The sequence below is a fragment of the Lysobacterales bacterium genome (genome assembly GCA_016721845.1).
GTDB lineage: Bacteria > Pseudomonadota > Gammaproteobacteria > Xanthomonadales > Ahniellaceae > JADKHK01.
The window spans coordinates 246,869-269,257 of sequence record JADKHK010000003.1; the positions used below are offsets into that span (position 1 = coordinate 246,869).

General features: G+C 67.9%; 10 protein-coding genes. 3 read left to right on the forward strand and 7 right to left on the reverse strand.

What is annotated here, in order from left to right:
- Nucleotides 1–24: 24 nt before the first annotated feature.
- Nucleotides 25–948, reverse strand: coding sequence for a hypothetical protein (locus IPP28_01455; protein ID MBL0039719.1), 924 nt, complete (start codon nt 946–948; stop codon nt 25–27).
- 39 nt (nt 949–987) lie between these two features.
- Between IPP28_01455 and IPP28_01460 the strand changes: the two genes are divergently transcribed.
- Nucleotides 988–1,143 carry a hypothetical protein gene (locus IPP28_01460; protein ID MBL0039720.1) on the forward strand — a complete coding sequence of 52 codons (156 nt, stop codon included), beginning with the start codon at nt 988–990 and terminating at the stop codon, nt 1,141–1,143.
- 54 nt (nt 1,144–1,197) lie between these two features.
- Here the strand turns inward: IPP28_01460 and IPP28_01465 are convergent, their stop codons facing one another.
- Nucleotides 1,198–2,202, reverse strand: coding sequence for an acid phosphatase (locus tag IPP28_01465; GenBank protein ID MBL0039721.1), 1,005 nt, complete (start codon nt 2,200–2,202; stop codon nt 1,198–1,200).
- Between the two features lie 59 nt (nt 2,203–2,261).
- A complete protein-coding gene (locus IPP28_01470; GenBank protein MBL0039722.1) occupies nt 2,262–4,247 on the reverse strand; it encodes a UvrD-helicase domain-containing protein in 1,986 nt (661 codons plus the stop codon).
- Nucleotides 4,248–4,334: 87 nt separating this feature from the next.
- Between IPP28_01470 and IPP28_01475 the strand changes: the two genes are divergently transcribed.
- Complete coding sequence (locus IPP28_01475) at nt 4,335–4,961, forward strand: thymidine kinase (protein MBL0039723.1); 627 nt, start codon at nt 4,335–4,337, stop codon at nt 4,959–4,961.
- Between the two features lie 52 nt (nt 4,962–5,013).
- Here the strand turns inward: IPP28_01475 and rpoH are convergent, their stop codons facing one another.
- Nucleotides 5,014–5,874 (reverse strand): RNA polymerase sigma factor RpoH, encoded by an 861-nt coding sequence (rpoH, locus tag IPP28_01480; GenBank protein ID MBL0039724.1) that lies wholly within the window; start codon nt 5,872–5,874, stop codon nt 5,014–5,016.
- Between the two features lie 359 nt (nt 5,875–6,233).
- On the opposite strand from rpoH, the gene IPP28_01485 reads away from it, so the two are divergent.
- Nucleotides 6,234–9,194: a diguanylate cyclase gene (locus IPP28_01485; protein ID MBL0039725.1), complete on the forward strand. Its 2,961-nt coding sequence runs from the start codon at nt 6,234–6,236 to the stop codon at nt 9,192–9,194.
- A 37-nt stretch (nt 9,195–9,231) separates the two neighbouring features.
- On the opposite strand, the gene IPP28_01490 is transcribed toward IPP28_01485, so the two are convergent.
- From IPP28_01490 to IPP28_01500, 3 genes are read right to left on the reverse strand one after another with little or no spacing between them, the layout of a single operon-like run.
- Nucleotides 9,232–9,888: a hypothetical protein gene (locus IPP28_01490; GenBank protein ID MBL0039726.1), complete on the reverse strand. Its 657-nt coding sequence runs from the start codon at nt 9,886–9,888 to the stop codon at nt 9,232–9,234.
- A gap of 11 nt (nt 9,889–9,899) precedes the next feature.
- On the reverse strand, nt 9,900–16,265 hold the full coding sequence (locus IPP28_01495) for a beta keto-acyl synthase (GenBank protein ID MBL0039727.1): 6,366 nt from the start codon (nt 16,263–16,265) through the stop codon (nt 9,900–9,902).
- 2 nt (nt 16,266–16,267) lie between these two features.
- Entirely contained in the window at nt 16,268–22,387 is a 6,120-nt protein-coding gene (locus IPP28_01500) for an SDR family oxidoreductase (protein MBL0039728.1), read from the reverse strand.
- Nucleotides 22,388–22,389: the final 2 nt, after the last annotated feature.

A 22,389-nucleotide genomic window follows, 5' to 3' on the forward strand; every position in this document is an offset into this window, starting at 1 on the left:
GTGTGCATCACTGCAGCAGGCAAATCAGCCTTGCGCAGGCGCTTCAGCGTCGCCCGCCACGGCAGGTTCCGCTTCCACGGCCGGCTCGGCCAGATCCTTCTTCAGACTTTCCAGCGAATCCTTGCCGTACCAGCGGCCGTCCAGCTTGACCATCTCCGACTCGAAGCTGAGCGGTGCCTCGAACATGGTGTAGCTGATCTTGACCTTGGCGCTGTCGCCGGTCTGCGACACCACTTCGGTCTTGGCCGTCGCCAGCACGTCGTCGATCTTGAATCCGTAGGTGCCGAGGATGTCCTTGAGCGCGACGAACAGCACGTCGCCGCGCTTCACCGCCTCGTCGAAACTCAACGCACGCAACTCGTCGATATTGGTCAGCTTGATGTCGCGTGCCGCCTTGCAGACATGACCAATCGCCTGCTTCGCCAGCGCCGGCTCGGCAAACTGCGCCGACTCCGCCCATTTCGCGAACGCGTCGATCGACGCCATCGCCTGGGCCTTCTGGTCGGCGCTGAGGTCTTCGCGCTGCTGTACGCCGGCAGCGAGGATGCCGCGGCCCATGCCGACATACATCGGCATCTGCATCGCCGCGGATTCCTTGAACTTCAGCAGGTCCGGTTCGATCTTGGCGTAGATCGCGTCTTCGGCGCCGTCGGCGGTCAGTTCGGTGATCATTTCCTGAAACTGGGCGCGGTCCTCTTCGCTGGCCGGCTCGGCCATCTTGGCGGTCCACTTGGCACGCACCTGATCGATCATGCTTGGCGGGATCGAGGCCAGGAAGGCACTGGAAAACTGGCCGGCGCGCAGCGCCTCGACCTGGGCCTGCATCGCGGCTTCCGGCGAGGTCGACGCGGCGGCGATCTTGGCGGCTTCCGGCGCGGCCGACTCGTCTTTGCCACAGGCCACCATTCCGAACGCGGCGATCAACATCAGGGGGAGCAGGCGTTTCATCGGCGATCCTTGGAACGGTTGGGGGCGGACATGTTGGGCATGGCGACCGGCATTGGCAAGTCCCGGACGCACAAAAAAAATCAGATGGTTCTTTCGAACCATCTGATCGAACCGGCAGTTGCCGGAGGGGGAAGCTTGGGCGCTATTGTTGGTTATTGTCGTCGTTATTCTGAACAACTGATGGACGAAGAATAACTTGACGCCGCAAGCTAATGCAATACCTTCAATTACACGATGTATACCACTGATTTATTTAGTTTTTTCTTCGATTTTCGGCGGATTGGCCCACCAGTCGACCCCGCGCAAGGCCCGTCCCTTGAGCAAACGGCGGCGTTCCAGCTCGGCGCCATAGGTCTGGCTGACCGCGTCGTTCTGAATGTTGCTGATGGCATCTTCCCAGGAGCCGTACATCGGGTTCGGCAGGATGATCCAGCGCTCGCCCCACCAGCCGGCCTGGGCGTCGACGATCTGGTTGCGCGCGTCGGTCGTGGTGTAGACGCCATCGGCGAAGTCGCCAAGGTTGTCGCCCAGCACGAGCACGACGCGATGGGTCGCGGCCACGGTCTTGCGACGCGCCCCCTTGTCCTTCGGGTTGGCTTCGGCGGAATTGCGCGTGAGCACCTGGGTCGCGCAGTCCTTGAGCGGCAAACCGGCCTGAACCAGGTTGTTGCAGGTCTCCGGCTTCTCGGCATCCTTGCGGTTGGTGATGTAGAAGACCGTGACCCCGGCCGCCTCGGCCTGCTTCAGGAACGCGACCGCGCCGGGCATCGGCACCGCTTCGCGTTGCGCGACCCAGTCGTTCCAGCGCTGGTCGAATTGCTGGTGCGCTTCGGCCGGCGCCAGTGCCGGATCGATCGGGTTCTGGATCAGATCGGCGTTGAACGCCGAACTGTCGAGCACGGTCTCGTCGATATCGGTGATGATGGCCAGCGGCGCGTCTGCGGCCGGCTTGCCCTGCTCGGCTTCCGGCAAGGCGCTGAAGTTCGGGTCGGCCTTCGCGACGGCGAGCGTCCGCGCCGCCTGATTGAAGGCCTGAGTGGCCAGCGCCCGGTTCTCGGCTGCGGTCTGCGACCACAGTACGGCATTCAGGTTGTCGTGCTTCGGGTCCTTCAACGCACCCGGCGGATCGACCCGCGGCACGCCCGCCAGATCGTCGAGTTTGGGTTTGTCCGCACCCGATCGGGTGCCCTGGCTGGCACAGGCGGACAAGGCGGCGATGGCGACGATGGCCACGCCTCGGCTGATGAATCGCATGCAGATCTCCTGTTGATCAGTTCCGGAAGTGTAACGGCAGCCGCCGCCGCGACGGCAGCTCAGCCGGCGCCGCCCAGCATTTCCGCCAGACGCGCCAGGTGCGCCCCGGCGCGTTCGCGCTTTTCGGCGCGATCACGCTCGGGATCGTCGCCCTCGCGGACCACATCGGCGGGGGGAAGTTCGTCCAGGAAGCGGCTCGGCTTCTGTGCCAGCAATTCGCCGTAGCGCTGCTTGTGGGCGGCATGACTGAGCGTCAGGGTTTCCTTGGCGCGGGTGATGGCGACGTAGAACAGGCGCCGCTCCTCGTCGAGCCGGCCCTCGTTGATCGCGCCCTCGTGCGGCAAGGTGCCGTCCTCCACGCCGACCAGCCACACGTGCCGGAATTCCAGACCTTTCGAGGCGTGCAGGGTCGACAGCCGCACCGCATTGCCGGAGTCGTCGCGTTCGAGGTTGCCGAGCAGGGCCAGTTGTGCGGCGAGGTCGCCGAGCGCATCGCGACCCTTGCCGTGCGCCTTCAGGAAGTCGATCAGCTCCTTGAGGTTCTCCATGCGCCGCGCACGTGCCGCCGGATCCTTGACCGTCGAGGCCAGATGTTGCGCATAGCCGGACTCCTGGATCAGCTTCTCGCACAAGGCGGCCGCGTCGATGCTGGCGGCACTGACGCGCCAGCGCCGGATCTGTTCGGCGAAGTTTGCCAATGCCGCCGCCGGTCGCGCGGCGAGTTGCTTCTGGACTTCCAGCGACTCGGCGGCGCGCGCCATCGACAACCCGCGGGCGCCGGCGATCTGTGCCAGCTTTTCCAGCGTGCCGGTACCAATGTCGCGCTTCGGCGTCTGCACGATGCGCAGGAAGGCGCTGTCGTCGTCCGGATTGACCAGCACGCGCAGGTAGGCGAGCAGGTCGCGCACCTCGGCACGATCGAAGAACGCGGTCCCGCCGGACACGTGGTAGGGCACCCGCAGCAGGCGCAGCGCCTGTTCGAACGCGCGCGACTGGAAATTGCCGCGGTACAGGATCGCGAAATCGCTCCAGGGCGTCTTGCGTGTCTGTTGCAGGTGCGCGATCTCGGCGGCGATGCGCTCGGCTTCGTGGGTCTCGTCCTTGCATTGCAGGATGCGCAGGGACTCGCCCTCGCCGTGTGCGCTCCACAGCTTCTTCTCGAACAGGTGCGCGTTATTCGCGATCACCGCGTTCGCCGCGCGCAGGATGCGGCCGCTGCAGCGATAGTTCTGTTCCAGCTTGACCAGCTTCAGGCGCGGATAATCACGCGCCAGCTCGTTGAGGTTTTCCGGATTGGCGCCACGCCAGGCGTAGATCGACTGGTCGTCGTCGCCTACCGCCGTGAAGTGCCCGCGTGCGCCGACGAGGTGCTTGAGCAGGCGGTACTGGGCGCGGTTGGTGTCCTGGTATTCGTCGACCAGCAGGTAGGAGAGTTTCTGCTGCCAGCGCACGCGCACATCCTCGTTCGTGGTGAACAGGCGTTCGGGCAGGAAGATCAGATCATCGAAATCCAGCGCATTGAAGTTGCGCAGTCGGCGCGTGTAGGCGGCATAAAGTTCGGCAGCCTGCAGTTCGCGTGGCGAGCGCGCGGCGGCCAGGGCCTCGTCCGGATCGAGTCCGTTGTCCTTGGCCTTGCCGATCAGGCCACGCAACAAATCGAGCGCGTCCGGCTTCATGCCGGCGGGCGCAAGATCCTTGACCAGCGCGAATGCGTCTTCGGCATCGAGGATCGAGAATCCGCGACGCAAGCCGACGTGCGCGGCTTCCTGCTGCAGGATGCGCAGGCCGAGCGCGTGAAAGGTCGAGACCTGCAGTGATTCGGCGGCGTCGCGCGAGATCAGCTTGCCGACACGCTCGCGCATCTCCTTCGCGGCCTTGTTGGTGAAGGTGATTGCCGCGACCGACTCGGCGCGATGCCCGTTGCGCAACAGGTGCGCGATCTTTTCGGTGATCACGCGGGTCTTGCCGGAGCCTGCGCCGGCAAGCACGAGCAGCGGACCATCGCAATAGGCGACGGCATCACGTTGGGCGGGATTGAGACTCATCGGCACGACCTGAAGCGGCCGCGGATTCTATCCGGCAGCATCCGCGCACGCTGCTAAAATCATCGGCCCGAATCCAAGCATGCAGCGATGGCCAAGCTCTATTTCTACTACTCGGCGATGAATGCCGGAAAGACGACCACGCTGCTGCAGTCGGCGCACAACTATCACGAGCGTGGCATGCGGACCCTGATCCTGACGCCCAAGCTGGACGACCGCTACGGCCGCGGCGTGGTGCAGTCGCGAATCGGACTGAAGGCGAGCGGCGTCATCTTCGAGCGCGACGACGACCTGCTGCAACTGGTGCGCGACGACATCGCCGCGCACGGCCCGCTGCATTGCGTGCTGACCGACGAGTCGCAGTTCATGAGCCGGGCACAGGTCTGGCAATTGACCGAGGTGGTCGACCAATTGAACATTCCGGCCCTGTCCTACGGCCTGCGCACCGATTTCCAGGGCGAGTTGTTCGAAGGCAGCCAGTACCTGCTGGCCTGGGCCGATTCGATCACCGAAATCAAGACCATCTGCCATACCGGCCGCAAGGCGACGATGGTGGTGCGCGTCGACGAACATGGCCGTGCCCTGACCCAGGGCGCGCAGGTCGAGATCGGCGGCAACGAGCGCTACGTCTCGGTCTCGCGCGCCGAATTCAAGCGCGTGTTCCGCGGCGAGGCCGAGATTCCGCTGAAGCAGCCGGAACTGCCGCTCAAGTCCTGAAAACACGAACGGCCCCGAAGGGCCGTCATGGTTCAAACCGTCGCGTCGCGGATCAGGCGACGAACAACGCGCGGATCTTCTTGAACGCGTTCGCTTCGATCTGGCGGATGCGCTCGGCCGACACGCCGTATTCATCGGCGAGTTCCTGCAGCGTCGCCTTGTTGTCGGCCAGCCAGCGGCGATTGACGATGTCGCGCGAACGCTGGTCGAGCTTTTCCATGCCGTCGCGCAGCACATCGACCTGATGGTCGCCCTCGTCCTGCGCGAGCAGGGCTTCGGCCGGACCCACCGTGGCGTCAACCAGAAACGCGACCGGCGACGGACGCGCATGTTCGTCGTCCTCGTTCGCCGGCGCATCGAAGCCGATGTCACGACCATTCAGACGCGCTTCCATTTCGCGCACATCGGACGGATCGACCTTCAGTTCACGCGCGACCGTGTTCACTTCCTCGTTGTTCATCCAGCCCAGGCGCTTTTTCGACTTGCGCAGGTTGAAGAACAGCTTGCGCTGCGCCTTGGTCGTCGCGACCTTGACGATGCGCCAGTTCTTGAGGATGAACTCGTGCATTTCGGCCTTGATCCAGTGCACCGCGAACGACACCAGACGCACGCCCTGATCGGGATCGAAACGCTTCACGGCCTTCATCAGGCCGATGTTGCCTTCCTGGATCAGGTCGGCCATGCCCAGGCCGTAGCCCTGATAGCCGCGCGCGACATGCACGACGAAGCGCAGGTGCGCCATGATCAATTGCTTGGCGGCCGCGGCGTCATTGTCGAGGCGCACGCGCCAGGCCAGATCCTGCTCCTCGGTCGCTTCCAGCATCGGGAAACGGTTGACCGTGCCGATGTAGGCGTCCAGCGAACCCAGGGCGCTGGGAATCGGGAAGTTGCTGGTGATCAATGCTTGGGACATCGCGTCCTCCTTGGGGAGACGAATTTAGCAGTCGGCCTATTGGAGTGCTAATCGGTCCGAAAGTTCAATTTTCAAGTGATTGATTTTCAAGCTGTTGACGATAGGAAACACGATCCGCACGACGCGCTTCGAGTCACCGACCGCTCAAGGATCGCAGTGACTGCGTGAAGAGAAGGAAAGGCCGTTCGCCCGTTGCAGGGGTTTGATGCGGTTGACCCGCGCCTTCACTGCGCCGGGTGCGGCGAGCGCATATCCTTGGCGTTCGCACCCTTGGAAGCCGAACCCTTGCGCAGCCGCCAGCCACCGTTCGATGTTTCCGGCGAACATTCGCCGTGGTGCATCCCGGGATGCTCGACCGCATGAGCGCGCTGCGCACGGCGGCGAAATGGGTCGCCTGGGCGGGATGCTGGTTCGTCCTGTTCGCGTCATCGCCGCTGCGGGCACTGGACACCAGCCGCCCGCTCAATACCTTCACCCTGAGCCACTGGAACAGCGGCAGCGGGCTTGCCCACAACATGGTGATCGCCATCGCGCAAACGCCCGATGGCTATCTGTGGCTGGGCAGTTTCGAGGGTCTTTCGCGCTTCAACGGCTCGGAATTCGTGGTGTTCGATGACCGCACGCTGCCGCTGGCGGAAGCCAATGGCATCCGGGCACTCACCGTCGACAGCGCTGGCCGGCTCTGGGTGAGCAGTGCGCGCTCCGGTTTGCTGGCCTTCGATGCGCAAGGCTGGCAGCACTTCGGCAGTGGCGAGGGCCAGCCGTTCGAGCAGTTGATCGGCGTCGAGACCAGCAGCGACGGGTGGCTGTGGCTGATCGGCGAAGAGAACGGTATCGCCCGCTGGCGACCGGACCGGCCGGCGTTGCAGGTCGATCAGCGCAGCGGCCTGGCCCACGACAATGTCTACGTCACCCTGGCCGACGGACTGGGCGGTGTCTACGTCGGCTCCGCTGCCGGCCTGGATCACGTCACAGCGGCGGGCGAGGTCACGCCCTGGGGTAGCCAGCGTGGCCTGCCGCCGGGACCCGTGCGCAGCCTGCGGCGCGCACCCGACGGGGAAATCGCCGTCACCGTGGCCGGCCGGGTCGGCTGGATCAGCGACGAGGGCTTCCGCCCGCTGACCGGCGATCAGGTTCCGACGTCCGCGCAGCTGCTGCTTTACGACAGCGACGGCAGCTTGCTGATCGGCACCACCGACCAGGGGCTGTGGCGGGCGGGCGCGCATGGCATCGACCAGCTCGACCGTGACCACGGACTGCGCGGCAATCGGGTGGTGTCGTTGTTCGAGGATCGCGAAGGCAGCGTCTGGATCGGCTCCTCGGATGGCCTCTATCAGCTGCGCGACTTGCGCTTCACGACCATCGATCGTCGCCACGACATCGGCGAAGGATATGTCCGCGCGTTGTGGGAGCAACCCGCCGGCGTCCTCTGGATCGGCAGCACCGACGGCCTCTACCGCCGCGACGGCGAGACGGTCACGCGCTTTGGCCGCGACAACGGCTTGCCCAGCGATTCGATCTTGTCATTGGCGCACACCCCGCAGCACGGCCTGCTCGTCGGTACGTTCGGTGCCGGCGTGGCGCGCATCCGTGGTGACCGCGTCGAGCCGGTGCCGGGGACGCAACCCCTTGCGGCGCTGCAGATCCGGGCGCTGTTGGCGCGCGCCGACGCCAGCCTGTGGATCGCCAGCAACAGCGGGCTGTTTCGCCTGGTCGGCGAGCAACTGACGCGATTCGATCGCGCCCAGGGATTGCCGCGCGATTTCGCGATGGCCTTGACCGAAGACCCGCTGGGCCGCCTGTGGGTAGGCACGTCCGGTGGTCTGGCGCGACTGGAAGGCGAGCGCTTCGAAGCCTATGGCAAGGCGCAAGGACTTCATGCCGAAGACGTGTTCAGCATTCACGGGCCGCCGTCGGGCGAACTCTGGATCGGCAGCAATCGCGGACTCAAACGCTACGTCGATGGACGCTTCGAGGACATCGTCGGCGACGATCCCGCCTTCAACCGCAGCCTGTTCCAGATTCTGGAAGATGCGCAGGGCAGCTTCTGGATCAGCAGCAACCGCGGCATCTTCCTGCTGCCCGCGACCGAGATCGCGGCGATCCGGGCGGGACGCAGCGGGCCCGTGCGCGTGCAACGCTTCGACCGCAACGATGGCCTGACCAATGAGCAAGCCAATGGCGCCTCGCAGTCCGCCGGTATCCGCCTCGCCGACGACAGCCTGCGATTCGCGACGGCCGAAGGCGTGGCTGCGATCATGCCGACACGCAACTACCCACGCCGTCCGGTCCAAGTCGACCCGGTGATCGAAGCGATCATCGTGGATGGGACGTCGATGGCCGTGGCCGCGGGCGGGACGCTGGCGGCCGGCATCCGGCGATTGGAGTTCCGCTATGTCGGCTTGACCCTGCTGACCCCCGAACGTGTGCGGTACCGCCATCGACTGATCGGTTTCGATGATCAGTGGGTCGATGCCGGCGGCCAGCGCGTGGCCGGCTACACCAACCTGGCGCCCGGACGCTATCGCTTTGAAGTCGAGGCTCGCATCGGCAGCGTCACCCGGGTGCGGGAGATCGAATTCGCGATCGCGCCGCTGTGGTGGCAACGCCGGGCGGTACAGGCACTGGCGGGCGTCCTGCTGGTGATCTTGGCGGCAGCGATCTGGCGCAAGCGCACGGCGCAGTTGCTGCATCGCAGTCGCGAACTGGAGCGCCTGGTGGCCCTGCGCACGCACGATCTGCAGGCCAAGGCACTGGAGCTGGCGCAGGCCGATCGCGAGAAGGGTGCACTGGTCGTGAAGCTGCGCGACCAGTCCGAAGCGTTCGAGCGCCAGGCGCGCGAAGACTGGCTCACCGGCTTGCCCAATCGACGTGCATTCGAGGAGCGGCTGCAGCAGCAGTTCGCTGCGACACAGGCAACCTCGGGCCGCCTGTCGGTGGCGATTGCCGACATCGACCACTTCAAGGACATCAACGACCGTCATTCGCATGCTGCCGGCGATCGCGTGCTCACCGCCATCGCCGAGGAACTGCGTACCGGTGCCGGCTCGGGCGCGGTGATCGCACGCTGGGGCGGCGAGGAGTTCATGCTGATGTTCCCGGGTTGCGATCGCGCGCAGGCCGTGGCGCGCTGCGAACAGCTTCGTCACGCCATCGCCGCGCGTCGACCGTTCTTCGCCGATGGCGGGCCGGAGGGCGTGACTCTGAGCTTCGGCGTGGCCGAGCGCGACGCCGGGCACGATCGACCGGAGCGTTTGCTGAGCGAGGCCGACCAGCGCCTGTATCAGGCCAAGAACGCGGGCCGCAACTGCGTTCGCTGAGTCGACGCGTCGTCGACATTGCTGGCCGGTCTCGACATCACGTCCGGTCCAGATCCTGCACCTGCCAGCCCTCGTTGGCGAGCACGGGCAAGGGCAGATCCACGTGCCAGGGCACGGCGCTCGTCGCGATACCGAGATGAAAGGCCGAGGTCGACAGCAGATGGACATCGACCTCGGATGCGGGCGCGCGCCGCAAGGCCAAGGCGGCCAGTCGCTCGGGGAGCGCGCTGCCGTGGTCACGCTTGATCCAGGCCTCCTTGGCCACCCAGCGTTGCAGCAAGGTGTCGGTATCGAGCACGCCCTCGGCCTCGCCGATCGCGAGCAGCAAGGGCTCGAAGCGATGCAGGGCGTCGCGCGGACGGCGCTGCTCGAGATCGATGCCGACCGGCTCGTCGGCGCTGGCCACTGCGATCCAGTCGCCGCTGTGACTGAGCGAGAGCAGCGGCACGGATGCGCCGCCGATCACCGCCGGCGGCTGACCGCGTCGTTCCTGCAAGATCCAGTCGGCGGCATCGCCGCCACCGTGTTCGGCCACCACTTCGCGCGCCAGCCAGCGTCCGGCGAGAAACTGGTCGCGCCGCGTGGCCACGTGCAGGCGCGCACAACGTTCGCGTTCGGAAGGCGACAGCCACGTCGCGGTGTCCGCGGGCGCACGCGCCATCACCTCGGCGATGGCCCTGACCCGCAGTCGCATCGCCGCCATGCTCAGGCCGCGCTCGACACGATGCGCACGCCGAGGCCGCTGGCCTCGTAGATGCGCTGGCCATCGACCCAGAGGCTGGCGTCGGCGAAGGCGAATTCGCCACGCTCGTCGCGACCGCGCGACGTGATTTCAATGGTCGTATGCACGGTTCGATGATGCGGCAACACCTGGCCACGATACTTCCAGCCGTGCGTGACAGCGACGGCGACGGTCTCGAAGCGCGGTTCGACCATGCCGGCACCAGCGCCTTGATGCAGCAGAAACGCCTGCAGCGCCTGCAGCATCGCCTCCAGCCCGAGCGAGCCCGGTTGCACCGGGTCCTGGAAGAAATGCGCCTTGAAGAACCATTCGTCCGGATCGACGTCCTTGACCGCGCGCAGCTGGCCGAGGCCGGCGCGGCCGCCCTCGGGCCAGACCCCTTCGATGCGATCGATCATGCGCAGCATCGGACCAGCCAGGCGCAGGGTCGGATGCGCGAAGAACGTGGCCGGCTCGGCGTCGAGATCGATGGTCCCGTTGCCCGCACGCTCCAGCAGTTCACGGTGCGGCGGGGTGATCGGCAATCCGGCCTGGGCGGCGAGCGCGGCCGGCGGAAAGAAGCCGAACACGGTCCGCAATTCGTAGACCGCGCGGCCGTCGAGCGTGCAGTTCACGACGAAGGTTTCGATGATCATGCCGGCGGTCGCCGATACCGCGGTCAGCTCGACTTCGGTGCGCAAGGTACCGGCACCGCCGACGAGCTCCGCCAGCACCCGACCTTCGCCATCGAGATTGCGGAAGCCGAGTTCGCTGTCCACCGTCAGCGCCGAGCCGACGTAACTCGACAACCAGCCGCAGGGCTGCAGCACCGCTTCCAGCAGCACCGCGAACGGCATGCGCCGGCCGCCGTTCTGGTCGAGGTACCAGACCTCGTCCGGCACATCGTATTCGGCAACGACGCGTGCCCCCGGCTGCATCACTCCGATCGGGCCGTGGATCTCGGCGATGCGGCTGATGAAGTGGTACGGCGGACTGGGCAGCCGCGCGACCCGCGTCGGGCCGTCGAAGCGTCGGTACATCGGCCCGAAGGCCTCGGAGGGACGACCCAGCGCGCAGCCGAGCAGGCTCTGTCGATCGAAACGGAACCCGTCGACCACCGGTGCCTGCGCATCGCACCGATCGGGCGCGACATCGCCCTCGACCAGCGGCCAGTCCGGCACCAGCTCGAGGGCGACGCGGCGCGCATGGAAGGCCTTCAGGCCATCGACCGTGCACAGCAGGTCGGCGTACAGCGTCGGGGTCGGCCCGGCGCTGCGTTCCTCGACGAAGACTTCGGTGACCAGCAGCGTCGATCCCGGCGTGACCTGGCCGCGGCACTGCAGCCGATAAGCGAGGTCCGGCACCGGCTGGAAGCGCCAGCCGTCGCGCTTCAGCGTGTAGCCGAGCGCCGCGAGCTGGATCGCCATCGCCTGCAGGCAGGCCTCGAACATCAGCGTGCCCGGCATGCACGGGTCGTTCTTGAAATGGCCGTCGAAGAACCACTGGCCCGGATCGATGTCGAGCTCGGCACGCAGATAGCCGCGTTGCCACGGGCCGCCGTTCGCTTCGAGATGGGTGACGCGATCGAGCAGCAGCATGCGGCCGGCGGCAATGCCCGGCGTGCGCGTATGCGTGGAGGCGAACTCGAAGCCGGGACCAAAGCAAGCGAACGCGTCCCCGGCCGCGTAGGCTTCGAGCTGTTCGCGGGTGAGGGCGTTGCGCGTGCATTCGAGCAGCGGCGGATCGAGGCGCGGCGTGGCGACGATCTCCTGCGTCTCCGGCGTCCACAGGCAACCGGCCGATTCGGCCAGCTCGGCCGCCGTGAAGAAGCCGGCCTGGCCCTTGCGCACCGACAGCTGCTTGCGGGCGCCGTTCATGCAGTCGTAGTGGAAGAACATCAGGCGCACGTCGCCCTGGGCGGCATGACCGTCGAGCGCGATGTCGAAAGCGAGCGTATCGCCGCGCTGCGGCAAGTCGCCGTGATACATCAGCTCGCAGCCGAGCAAGCGGTAGACGCGCTCGCCGCGGTTCAGGGCATCGACACCGAGCCACGAAATCAGCATCAGGTCGGCCTGCCCGGCTTCGATCATCACCCCGGCCGGCATGCGCGCATTGTGCAGATACCAGTCCTGGCTGCCGACATCGGTCTCGGTCCAGATGCGGCCGCGGCCCATGCTCCCGGCCTCGCCTTCGATGCCGGTGACGCGATCGGCCAGCAGCAGCGGCGGCGTCGGCATGCGCACCTGGCGTTCGAAACGATCCTGGCCGAGGAACTTCACGCCGAACAGGTCCGAGATGCGGCCTTCGGCATGGATCCGCAATTGTTCGCGGATGAACGTTGGTCCAGTCGGGCGCGAGGACGGCGGCATGGTCGGAAGTGGCGTCGGCGCCGCCTCGACCGGCGTCGAGATCGCCACTGGCGCCGTTGCGGGCGCGGGGGCCGGCACGCTGAGCACCAGCGGTGCGTTCGAAGCGGCCAGGTTCACCGGCACCGTCACCCGATCGGCACCGAGCAGCAGTGCCTGGGCCTGATGACGCAGGGCGAGGAACTGCTGGTGCGCGTTCGCCTGCAATGCGAGGAATTGCTGGTGCGCCTCGGCCAGCTGCACGAGCTGCTGGCGGCGCGCGGAAAGCACCGAATGCGACGCGATGGCGGCAACGCCGGATGCCACCGCTGCAGGCACGACCGGCGGTGCGACCGGCCGCACCGGGACCGGCGCGGGTCGTGCAGCGGGCACCAGTACCGGCGGCAGCGGCGGAGCGGCCGCCATGATCTGGACATCGGCAGCGGGCGCGCGCGCGATCCGCACCGGCGGCCAATGGGCCGGCAGTCGCAGCGGCCGCTGCGGCACCGGCAATGTTTGCGCTGGCGCGAGCAGGGCTTCCAACCGCGCGTGATCCACGGACACGCCGGCTGCGACCAGGGCGGCGACCGCCGAGAGCGTCGCCTCGATGCCCTGCCCCTTGCGATCGAGGCTGACGATCAAGGCCTCGCGCTCGCCGAGGATGCCGCGAAGGACGCGGGCGAAGCCGCCGCCGGGACCATGTTCGATGAACACGCGGACGCCGTCATTCCAGGCCTGCAGCACGACCGGCCGCAGATCGAGGCAACGATCGGCCTGTTCGAGGATGGCGCGCGCGCAAGTTTCGCTGTCCGGCGCATACGCGCGACCGAAGGCGTTCGAATAGACCCGTCCCGAACTGGGCGCATGGACCTCGCGCCGATGCAGTTGCAGCCAGTCCGGCGCGACCGCTGCCAGTTCCGGCACATGCACCGCGAGCGGGTAATCGAGGCGCAGGCAGCGGGCCGCGCCGATACGGGCGACCGCGATCGCGCACTCGGCCGCGTCGCCGGCGATCAGGCCATCGGCATCGCCATTGATGATCGCGACATGGACATGGGCGAGGTCGGCGATCGCGGCGCGCACCTCGTCGAGCGGCGCAGCCACGGTCCAGCTCGCCCACTGCACCGGTCGCTGCCACTGGGCGGCAATCGTCGCGAACTCGCCGCCGAGCCAGTGCGACACGAGGCGACTGTCGTCCATCGCCGCCATCAAGGCATCCGCATCGCGCCAGACCCCGGCCGCGACCAGCGCATTGGTCTCGCCCGAGGAATAGCCGAGCCAGGCATCGGCGCGCAGGCCGAGGACGCCGGTCGTCAACTCGACATGCAATTGCGACAGCGCCGACGCCCCCCACAACTGCTGGCGCACCGACGGTTCGGTGGCGTCGTCGGCCAATGCCCAGTCGAGCGCGGTCGCGAGCTTGCGGCTGCGCCCGGCGAGCGAGTTCGCGAGTTGCGGCCATTGCATCAGCAGATCCGCACCCATGCCGCGATACGCCGCGCCGGCGCCGGCGAATGCGAACGCGATCTCTCCGCCGATCGGCGTCTCGCGATAGTGCACCGCCTGTCCCGCCGGAGCGCCGTCGCGCAGGTGCGCGAGCGCGCGCTCACGCACCGCTTCGAATTCATCATCACGCGCGACCAGCACCAACCGCGTCGGCCCGACGCCGCCTTCCTGCTTCGCGATCAGCGCGGCGATCACCGCCGCGCGGTCGCGGCCGGCATAGACGTGCAGCCGCGGCCGCAATGCTTCGCCACGTCGCGGTGCAGTCCAGGATTCCTGCAGGACGATCGGCGCATCACCCGCCACCGACAGGCGCAGGCCGCGTGGCGTCGCGCTCAGCCATGGGCGTCCGTCCGGCCGGCGCCGATGATGCAGACACAGGGCCGCGCTCGCGAGCTGCAGCAGTCCCTGCGCGGCACCGGCATCACCGAGACGCACGCGCAGATCGGCGGCAATCGAAGCAGCAGTGTCGCCATCGGACGCGCTGCCGTCGTCCCCGCCGATCACCGCGTAGATGCGATCACCCTCGCGCTCGGCATCGGCCAGACGCTTGATCACCAATGCGACCGAGGCATCGGCCGGATCGACATGGCCGGCCGCGCAGGTGACCGGCTCGCAACACAGATCGACCGCGCCGACCAGGGCCGCATCGATTTCGTCATTCGCCAATGCGCGACAGGCGATGCGCAGCGCCTGCAATCCGGACCCGGCGCCCGCTTGCACGGTGAACGCCGGACCAGCCAGATCGAACTGGGCGCTGAGCCGGTTCGCCGGAATGTTCGGCATGCAGCCGATCACGCCGGCCGCTTCGAGCGCGCCGATCACGCCATCACGTGCCGCCGGTGTGGCCTCGGCGAGACGCCAGCGCGTGCCATAGCGCGCCACTTCGGCATCGGGTTCCATGCCGATCAGCACTGCACTGCGTTCGCGCGGCAAGGTGCCGGCTTCGCACAGGGCTTCGCGCGCCGCCTGCAACATCGCCAGTTGCTGCGGCAGGGTCTGTTCGAGGTCGCGTGGCGGAAAGCGCAGGCCGGCGAGATCGAGGTCGATCGCCGCGATCGCGCCGGCCCCAGAGGTGTCGCGCAACGAGCGCTGCGTCACCAGCGCATCGGTGAACTGCGCGCGGTTCGCCGCCTGCCCGGCGATGCAGCCGAGCGCGGTGATCGCGAACTGCTGCGGCCGCGCCTGCGGCACGTCGCCGTGCACGCCGGGATCGTCCTCGGACAGGATCAGGTGCGCGTTGTTGCCGCCGAAACCGAAGGCCGAAATCGCGGCGATGCGCGGTGTCGCGCTCGGCCAGGGCTCGGCGGCGGTCAGCACGCGGAACGGCGTCTCTGCCAGCGCCGGATTCAGCGGCTCGGCCTGCAGGCTGGGCGGACGCGTCGCCGCGTGCATGGCTTCGATCAGCTTGATGATCCCGGCCGCACCGGCGACGGTGATCAGATGACCCAGGTTCGATTTCAACGAACCGATCGGCAATGCACCGACGCCCGCGAAGACCGCCGCCGTGCTGCGCAGTTCGGTCGCATCGCCGACCGGCGTGCCGGTGGCATGGCATTCGAGCAACGAAACCGCGGTCGGGGCGAGACCGGCCGCATCGTAGGCGGCGCGGATCGCGCGTTGCTGTCCGTGCGCGTCCGGCACGAGCAGGCCACGACCGCGGCCATCGTTCGACAGGCCGATGCCACGGATGAGGGCATGCACGATGTCGCCGTCGCGACGCGCATCATCGAGGCGCTTGAGCGCGAACATCGCGCAGCCTTCGGCCGGCAGCAAGCCATCGGCATCGCGATGGAAGGGCCGCGACTGTCCCGACTTGCTCAACGCATTCAACGCCGAGAAGCCGATGTGCAGGAACAGGTCGTCGGCACGCTGCACCGCGCCGGCCAGCATCAGATCGGCACTGCCCTCATGCAGACGGTCGCAGGCGAGCTTGATCGCATACAAGGAACTGGCGCAGGCGGCGTCGAGCGCATGACAGCCGGCATCGAGCGCGAGCGCCCGGGCCAGCACGTCAGCGGCGCCGCTGCTCATGAACCGGTTGCGCGGGTCGACCCGCGCATCGCGCCGAGACGCCGCGCCCATCCAGACCTGATCGGCGTAAGCCGCCATCTGTTCGCTCGGAAACCCGAGATGACCGAACACGGCACCGATACGGCTGCGGCCCGGCTTCGCCTCGGCCATCGCGGCGCGCGAACAATGCAGCAGCCAATGCACGAGTGGATCGAGACCGTCGAGCTCACGCGCCGGCAGCGCGAATCCCTGCGGATTCCAGATCGCGTCGAAGTCGTCGACGTAGCCGCCACGATCCGACCAGGTCCGATCCGGCTGCACCGCGTCAGGCGGACACAGCGCCTGATCGGGCGCCAATCGCCAGCGCCCTTCCGGCACCCGGCGGATCAAGTCGCGACCATCGCGAACCGCTGCCCACAAGGCCTCGGGGTTCAACGCCCCGGGCAGGACGCAGGCGCGTCCGACGATCGCGATCGGTGCGAAGCGCATGCTCAGGCCGATGCCAGCGCGTGGTTGTGGACACCGATCAGGTCCGCGACACGACGACCTTGCGCATCGACGAAGTAGATGTCCGTCACCACGGCGGCCGGGCCGACCGCGCGCCGATGTGCGGTGGCCGTGATGGCGCCGGCCGCGGGTGGCATCGCGAAATGGCGCACCCGGTCGATCGCGGTCGGCAGATTCGCGCGACCCAGCATGCGCTGGCCGTACAGCACCGCGAGCTGCATGCCGCCATCGAGCGCGGCGACATCGAGCTGCCAGTCCTGCGTCGGCCACGCCGCTGCGTGCACGCCGCGCACGCGCGCCGCCACGCCCTGGTCGGAAATGCCCTGCATCTGTTCGATCAACTCGAACTGGCCGCGGTGAAACAATGCCGACGGATACGGCGCCACGCCGGTCCAGGCGTCGAGCACGAGGTCCGGCGTGTCGTCGCCGACCGGCACCGGCAGCAAGCGCAACTCGGCGCGTGCGCTGTAGCGGGGCCGTCCGGCTTCATCACGCAAGGTCATCTGCAGCAAGGTCGCGTCGTCGCTGCGCAGCGGCTGGGCATCGATGCGGAAGCGGTCGCCGCCGTTCTCGAAGCGATCGAGTCGAATGCCCTTCAGCACCTTCAAGTCATGCAGTGCGGTCAGTGACAGGCCGGGACGGAAGCTGCGCGCGGCGCGCGTCAGCCATTCCGCAACCAGGACCACCGGCACCACGGGTGCGCCGTCGACGGCATGGCCTTCGAGCCAGCCGTGGCTGGCGCGCTGCACCGAGAATTCCAGCGCGTCGACGCGCTGCTCGGCGCCGTCGAACAACAAGGCTTCGGCACGCGGCTCGCCCCCCAGCACGAGTTCGACCCCGTCGCGGCCGGCATCGGCCATTTCGTCGGCGAACATGCGTGCGCCCTGCGCGAGCGGAATCATCGGCACACCGAGTTCGGCGAAACGCGCCTGCAGATGCGGCGACACCATGCCACCCTCCCACGGCCCCCAGCCCAGCGACTTCACGCGCAGGCCGGGACGCCGGCGCGCTTCGGCGGCGGCGACCTTGGCCAACACCTCGTTCGCCATCGCATAGTCGGCCTGTCCGGTATTGCCGCAGCGCGCGGACACCGACGAGAACACGCACAACAGTTTCAGCGGATCGCTCGCAGTCGCTGCGAGCAAAGCTTGCAAGCCGCGCACCTTGGTATCGAACACGTGGCGGAACTGCGCATCGGTCTTCTCGGCGATGCGTTTGTCGGCGAGCACACCGGCCGCGTGCACGACACCACGGATCGGACCCCAGTCGGCCCGCACCTCGGCCAGTGCAGCAGCGAGCGCGACCTGATCCTCGACCGCGACCGCGCAATAACGCGCTGCGCTACCAGCCGCCTGCAATGCAGCCAGCGTCTGCCGGATCTCGCGCTGCGCCAGCACCGCGTGCACGCGCGACAACAGGGCCGCGGGCGCCAGTTGTTCGCCCGCCGCGAGCGCTGCCGAGAACAGCGCGCGCTTCAGGCCGGCCTCGTCAGCGATGCCGCGGCACGCCGCAGGCTCGTCCTGCAACACGGTGCGCCCGAGCAGCACGAATCGCGCCTGAACGCGCCCGGCCCAGGCCTGCAGACACGCTGCAGTGACGCCGCGGGCACCCCCGGACACGACGACGACATCACCGTCGTCGATCACCGGTGCCACGGCATCGGCCTGACGCGCGACACTGCGCAAGGTGAGGCGGCGACCATCGGCCGGCAGCGCGATCTCGACTTCACCGCCGCCGGCGATCAATTCGTCGGCGATCACCTGCGCAACGTGTTGTGGCGTGCGCCCCTGCTGCTGCACGTCGATCGCCTTCACGCTTGCCTGCGGCCATTCGAGCGCAGCCGTCTTGATCAGCGCCGGCATTCCGGACAGCCACTCGCGACCATCCGGCCCGGCGTCGACTCCGAATGTGCCGCCGCTGTCCTGCACGGTCACGAACAAGCCGCCGCCCTGCTGCAGGCGCGGTGCCAAGGCCCGCGCCATGCGGAACGCATCGCGGTTGACCGTCATCGCGTCGTCGGCATCGCGAACCTTGCGCAGGCCGCCGAGGAAGATGCAGGCGGTCGAGGATTCCGGCGGCGCCGACACCGCGAGCGCCTGCACGCCGCGCACACGCAAGGCCTCGGCGAGCAGCGGCGCGATGCTGTCGTCGCCGGTGATGTGCACGCGCAGTCCGGACAACAGGCCCGGCAGGGCGAATCCGGTCGCCGGCGCCGGGATCAGTTCCAGCGCATAACGCCCGAGGGTCGGTGCCGGCAGCGGGAGCCGCGCAGCCTGCGGCTCCGGCGAGGGCGTCGCGACTTCCGCTGCCGTCACGGCCGCCACGGCCGCCAGGTTGCCGCCGAGGTAATCGACGATTTCGCGCAAGGTATGCAGCGCGCTCAGGCGCGCCCGATCGACCTTGGGCAGGGTCGGTGCGCGCTCGTCCACTGCGGCCAGGATCTCGACGCGCTTGATCGAGTCGATGCCGAGATCGCCTTCGAGGTCCATGTCCAGGTTCAGCATGTCGATCGGGTAGCCGGTCTTCTCGGCGACGATGCTCATCAGCAGCGCGGGCAAGTCGACGCCCGGCTGCGGCGCGGGCATCGCGATGGCCGCCGTGACCGGTGCCGCGCCCGAATCCGAGGCTTGAGCGCCGAGGTAGTCGACGATCTCGCGCAAGGTATGCAGCGCGCTCAAGCGCGCCCGATCGACCTTGGGCAGGGTCGGTGCGCGCTCGTCCACCGCGGCCAGGATCTCGACGCGCTTGATCGAGTCGATGCCGAGATCGCCTTCGAGGTCCATGTCCAGGTTCAGCATGTCGATCGGGTAGCCGGTCTTCTCGGCGACGATGCTCATCAGCAGCGCGGGCAAGTCCAAGCCCTGTGGTCGAAGCGGCGACGGAAGCGGCGCAGGGATGGAGGTTTCAGGCTGTGGCTGGGGCATTGACGCTTGCGGGAGGAGCGCAGGCCGCAGCGCCTGCGGCTCCGGCAGCACGTGCGCGACAGCCGGAACACCCGTGCTTTCCGCCACCGGCGGCGCGATACCGCTCAATCCCAGCAGCGCCGACTCGGCGAGCTTCAGATAGGCGGCATGGCTCTCGGCCATCGTGCGCTGGAAGGTGGCGTGTGCCGCAGCGGCTTGTTGCTGGCTTTCCTGGAAAGCGGCAAGCCAGGCCTCACTCGGCGAATTCGGGACGCGCATGTCTTCGGTTCCTGCAAGGGTGTCGGTGGCGGCGAATGTCGACGTGGTCGTGACCACGGCCCGAGGCGGATTCGGCGCCGGAATGTCGTGTGGATTCGCGGGGGGATAAGGCTTGCCATGGTTGCTGCCGCTGATCGACACGGCGAGCTTGGCGACGCTCGCGACGGCCTGCGGTCGGCGCGTATCCGCGAACAGGCGCGCGGCCTGCATCGACACACCCGCAGCCGCGAGACGTGCGAGCCCGATCAGCAGCGATTCGACGCCATCGCGGCCCTTGCGGTCGAGTGCAATGGCCCGGTGCGGTCGCTCGCCGAGGACCGCATCGACCAGACCGCACAACACGCTGCCCGGCCCCACTTCGACGAAGGTACGCACGCCGTCGCCATGCATCGTCTCGATCACGTCGACGAAGCGCACCGGTTGCGCGATCTGCGTCGCCAGTTGCGTCGACATTCCTGCGACGTGGGTGGGGAAGCAGGCGCCGCTGGCATTGCCGTACACCAGCGTCGACAACGGCACGATCGGCTGGGTCGCGAGCGCCTGCGCGAAGGCCGCGCTGCAGGGCGCGACCAGGGGCGAATGGAATGCCGTCGCGACCGGCAAGCGCTTGAACCCGATGCCGTCGCGCTGCAGCGCAGCTTCGAAGGCGGCGATCGCCGCCAGCGCACCCGAGACGACCACCTGATTCGGCGCATTGTGGTTCGCGACGACCAGTTCCGGCGCATGCGCGGCCAGCAGCGCCTTGACGCGATCGATGTCCAGACTCAAGGCCGTCATCGCCCCGCGGGTGGTTGCCGCCGCATCACGCATCAACTCGCCGCGTCGGCGCGCGATCTGCACCGCGGTACGCGCATCGAACGCACCCCCCGCATGCAGTGCCACGACTTCGCCGAAACTGTGCCCGGCCTGCGCATCGGCGCCGATGCCGAGTTCGCGCAACTGCGCGAGCAGGGCGGCGGCATGCGCACCCAGGGCCGGTTGTGCCCACTCGGTGCACGTCAACGTGTCCTGCTGGGTTCGTCGCGTCGCGTCGTCGAACGCCGGGCGCGGGAACATCACCTCATGCAGGCGCGTGTCGCCTTCCATCGCCAGGTCTGCGGTCGCGTCGAACACGCGCCGCGCGGCATCGAACTGCATCGCGATCGCCGCGCCCATGCCGAGGTACTGGCTGCCTTGGCCGGGAAACAGGAACGCGACCTTGCCGGCCTGCGCACCGACGCCGTAACTGCTGCCATCGGGGAGATCGAAGCCCTGGTCCGGTTGGGTCGCGATGCGCGCACGTACCGTCGCGAGTCGTTGCCGCAGGGCCTCGCGGGTGGCGGCGACCACGACGGCGCGATGCGTCGGAGCGCTCACGGCATCGAAGGCGACACGGCTGTCGTGGGCGATGCACGCCAGCGGCGCGTCCCGAGCGACTGCCGCGTCGATCTGCTGCAGCAACTCGGGCACCGTCGCCGCCGCGAACAGGACCAGGTCGCAGGACTGCGTCGCGAGCCGTTCGGCTCTCGCGCCGCTGCCGGTGTATTCCTCCAGCGTGACATGGAAGTTCGAGCCGCCGAAACCAAAGGCGCTGACCGCCGCACGGCGTGGATGATCGCCGGCACGAATCCACGGTCGCGTCTCGGTGTTGAGATAGAACGGGCTGTCGGCGATCGCGAGTTTCGGATTCGGCGCCGCAACCTTGATCGTCGGCGGCAGCACCTTGTGGTGCAGTGCCATCACCGCCTTGAACAGGCCGGCCGCCCCGGCGGCCGCCTTGGTGTGCCCGATCTGGCTCTTGACCGAACCGAGCGCACACCACTGCCGCGCGCGCTGGCCGCCGGCGTCGAAGACCTGGCTCAGGCCCTCGAATTCGGCGATGTCGCCGGCCTTGGTGCCGGTGCCGTGCGCTTCCAGGAGTTCGACGGTCTCCGGCCCGTATCCGGCCGCCGCGTAGGCGCGCGCCAGGGTGCGCGCCTGCCCGGCCGCGACCGGTGCGTAGACCGATTTCGCACGGCCGTCGGAACCGGTGCCGATGCCGCGCAGCACCGCGTAGATGCGGTCGCCGTCGCGTTCGGCATCGTCGAGCCGCTTCAACGCGACCATGCCGAGGCCTTCGCCGAGCATGGTGCCATCGGCCTGATCGCTGAACGGGCGGCAGTCGCCACTCGGCGACAGCGCCGGCGTCTTCGAAAAGCACATGTACATGAAGATGTCGTTCAAGGTGTCGACACCGCCGGCGATGGCCATGTCGCTGTGTCCGAGCACGAGTTCGTTCACCGCCATCGACAACGCGCTGAAGGTCGAAGCGCAGGCGGCATCGGTGACGCAATTGGTGCCACCGAGGTTCAAGCGGTTCGCGATGCGTCCGGCCACGACATTGCCGAGCAGGCCCGGGAAACTCGCTTCCTGCCACGGCACGTACTGCGCGGCGATGCGGTCGCAGGCCGCCTGCACCTCGTCCTCGGGCAGGCCGGTCTCGCGCAAGGCCTTGACCCAGACCGGACGCTGCAGGCGCGAGACCATCGAGAACAGCAGTTCCTGCGCCGACGTCACGCCGAGAATCACCGAGATGCGCGAGCGATCGATGCTCGCGAGCTGGTCACGCGCGGCGTCTTCGAGCACGGCCTGCGCGACGATCAGCGCGAGCAGTTGCGAGGTGTCGGTCGCCGGCAACGTGGCCGGTGGGATGCCGAAGCCGAGCGCGTCGAAGTCGATCGGCGACAGGAAGCCGCCGCGGCGCGCATAGGTCTTGTCCGGCGCCGACGGATCCGGATCGTAGTAGTCGTCGATGCGCCAGTGGCTGGCCGGCACGTCGCCGATCAGGTCGCGCCCGGCCAGGATGTCGTTCCAGAAGCCGGTCGCATCCTGCGAACCCGGGAACAGCGCACTGACGCCGACCACGGCGATGGCCGGCTGACGCGAAGATCGATCGTTGCTCATGG

Bases quoted from the DNA above. Each gene is read 5' to 3' on its own strand.
- IPP28_01455 (MBL0039719.1), bottom strand. From the start codon at position 948: ATGAAACGCCTGCTCCCCCTGATGTTGATCGCCGCGTTCGGAATGGTG.
- IPP28_01460 (MBL0039720.1), top strand. From the start codon at position 988: ATGGCGACCGGCATTGGCAAGTCCCGGACGCACAAAAAAAATCAGATG.
- IPP28_01465 (MBL0039721.1), bottom strand. From the start codon at position 2,202: ATGCGATTCATCAGCCGAGGCGTGGCCATCGTCGCCATCGCCGCCTTG.
- IPP28_01470 (MBL0039722.1), bottom strand. From the start codon at position 4,247: ATGAGTCTCAATCCCGCCCAACGTGATGCCGTCGCCTATTGCGATGGT.
- IPP28_01475 (MBL0039723.1), top strand. From the start codon at position 4,335: ATGGCCAAGCTCTATTTCTACTACTCGGCGATGAATGCCGGAAAGACG.
- rpoH (MBL0039724.1), bottom strand. From the start codon at position 5,874: ATGTCCCAAGCATTGATCACCAGCAACTTCCCGATTCCCAGCGCCCTG.
- IPP28_01485 (MBL0039725.1), top strand. From the start codon at position 6,234: ATGAGCGCGCTGCGCACGGCGGCGAAATGGGTCGCCTGGGCGGGATGC.
- IPP28_01490 (MBL0039726.1), bottom strand. From the start codon at position 9,888: ATGCGACTGCGGGTCAGGGCCATCGCCGAGGTGATGGCGCGTGCGCCC.
- IPP28_01495 (MBL0039727.1), bottom strand. From the start codon at position 16,265: ATGCGCTTCGCACCGATCGCGATCGTCGGACGCGCCTGCGTCCTGCCC.
- IPP28_01500 (MBL0039728.1), bottom strand. From the start codon at position 22,387: ATGAGCAACGATCGATCTTCGCGTCAGCCGGCCATCGCCGTGGTCGGC.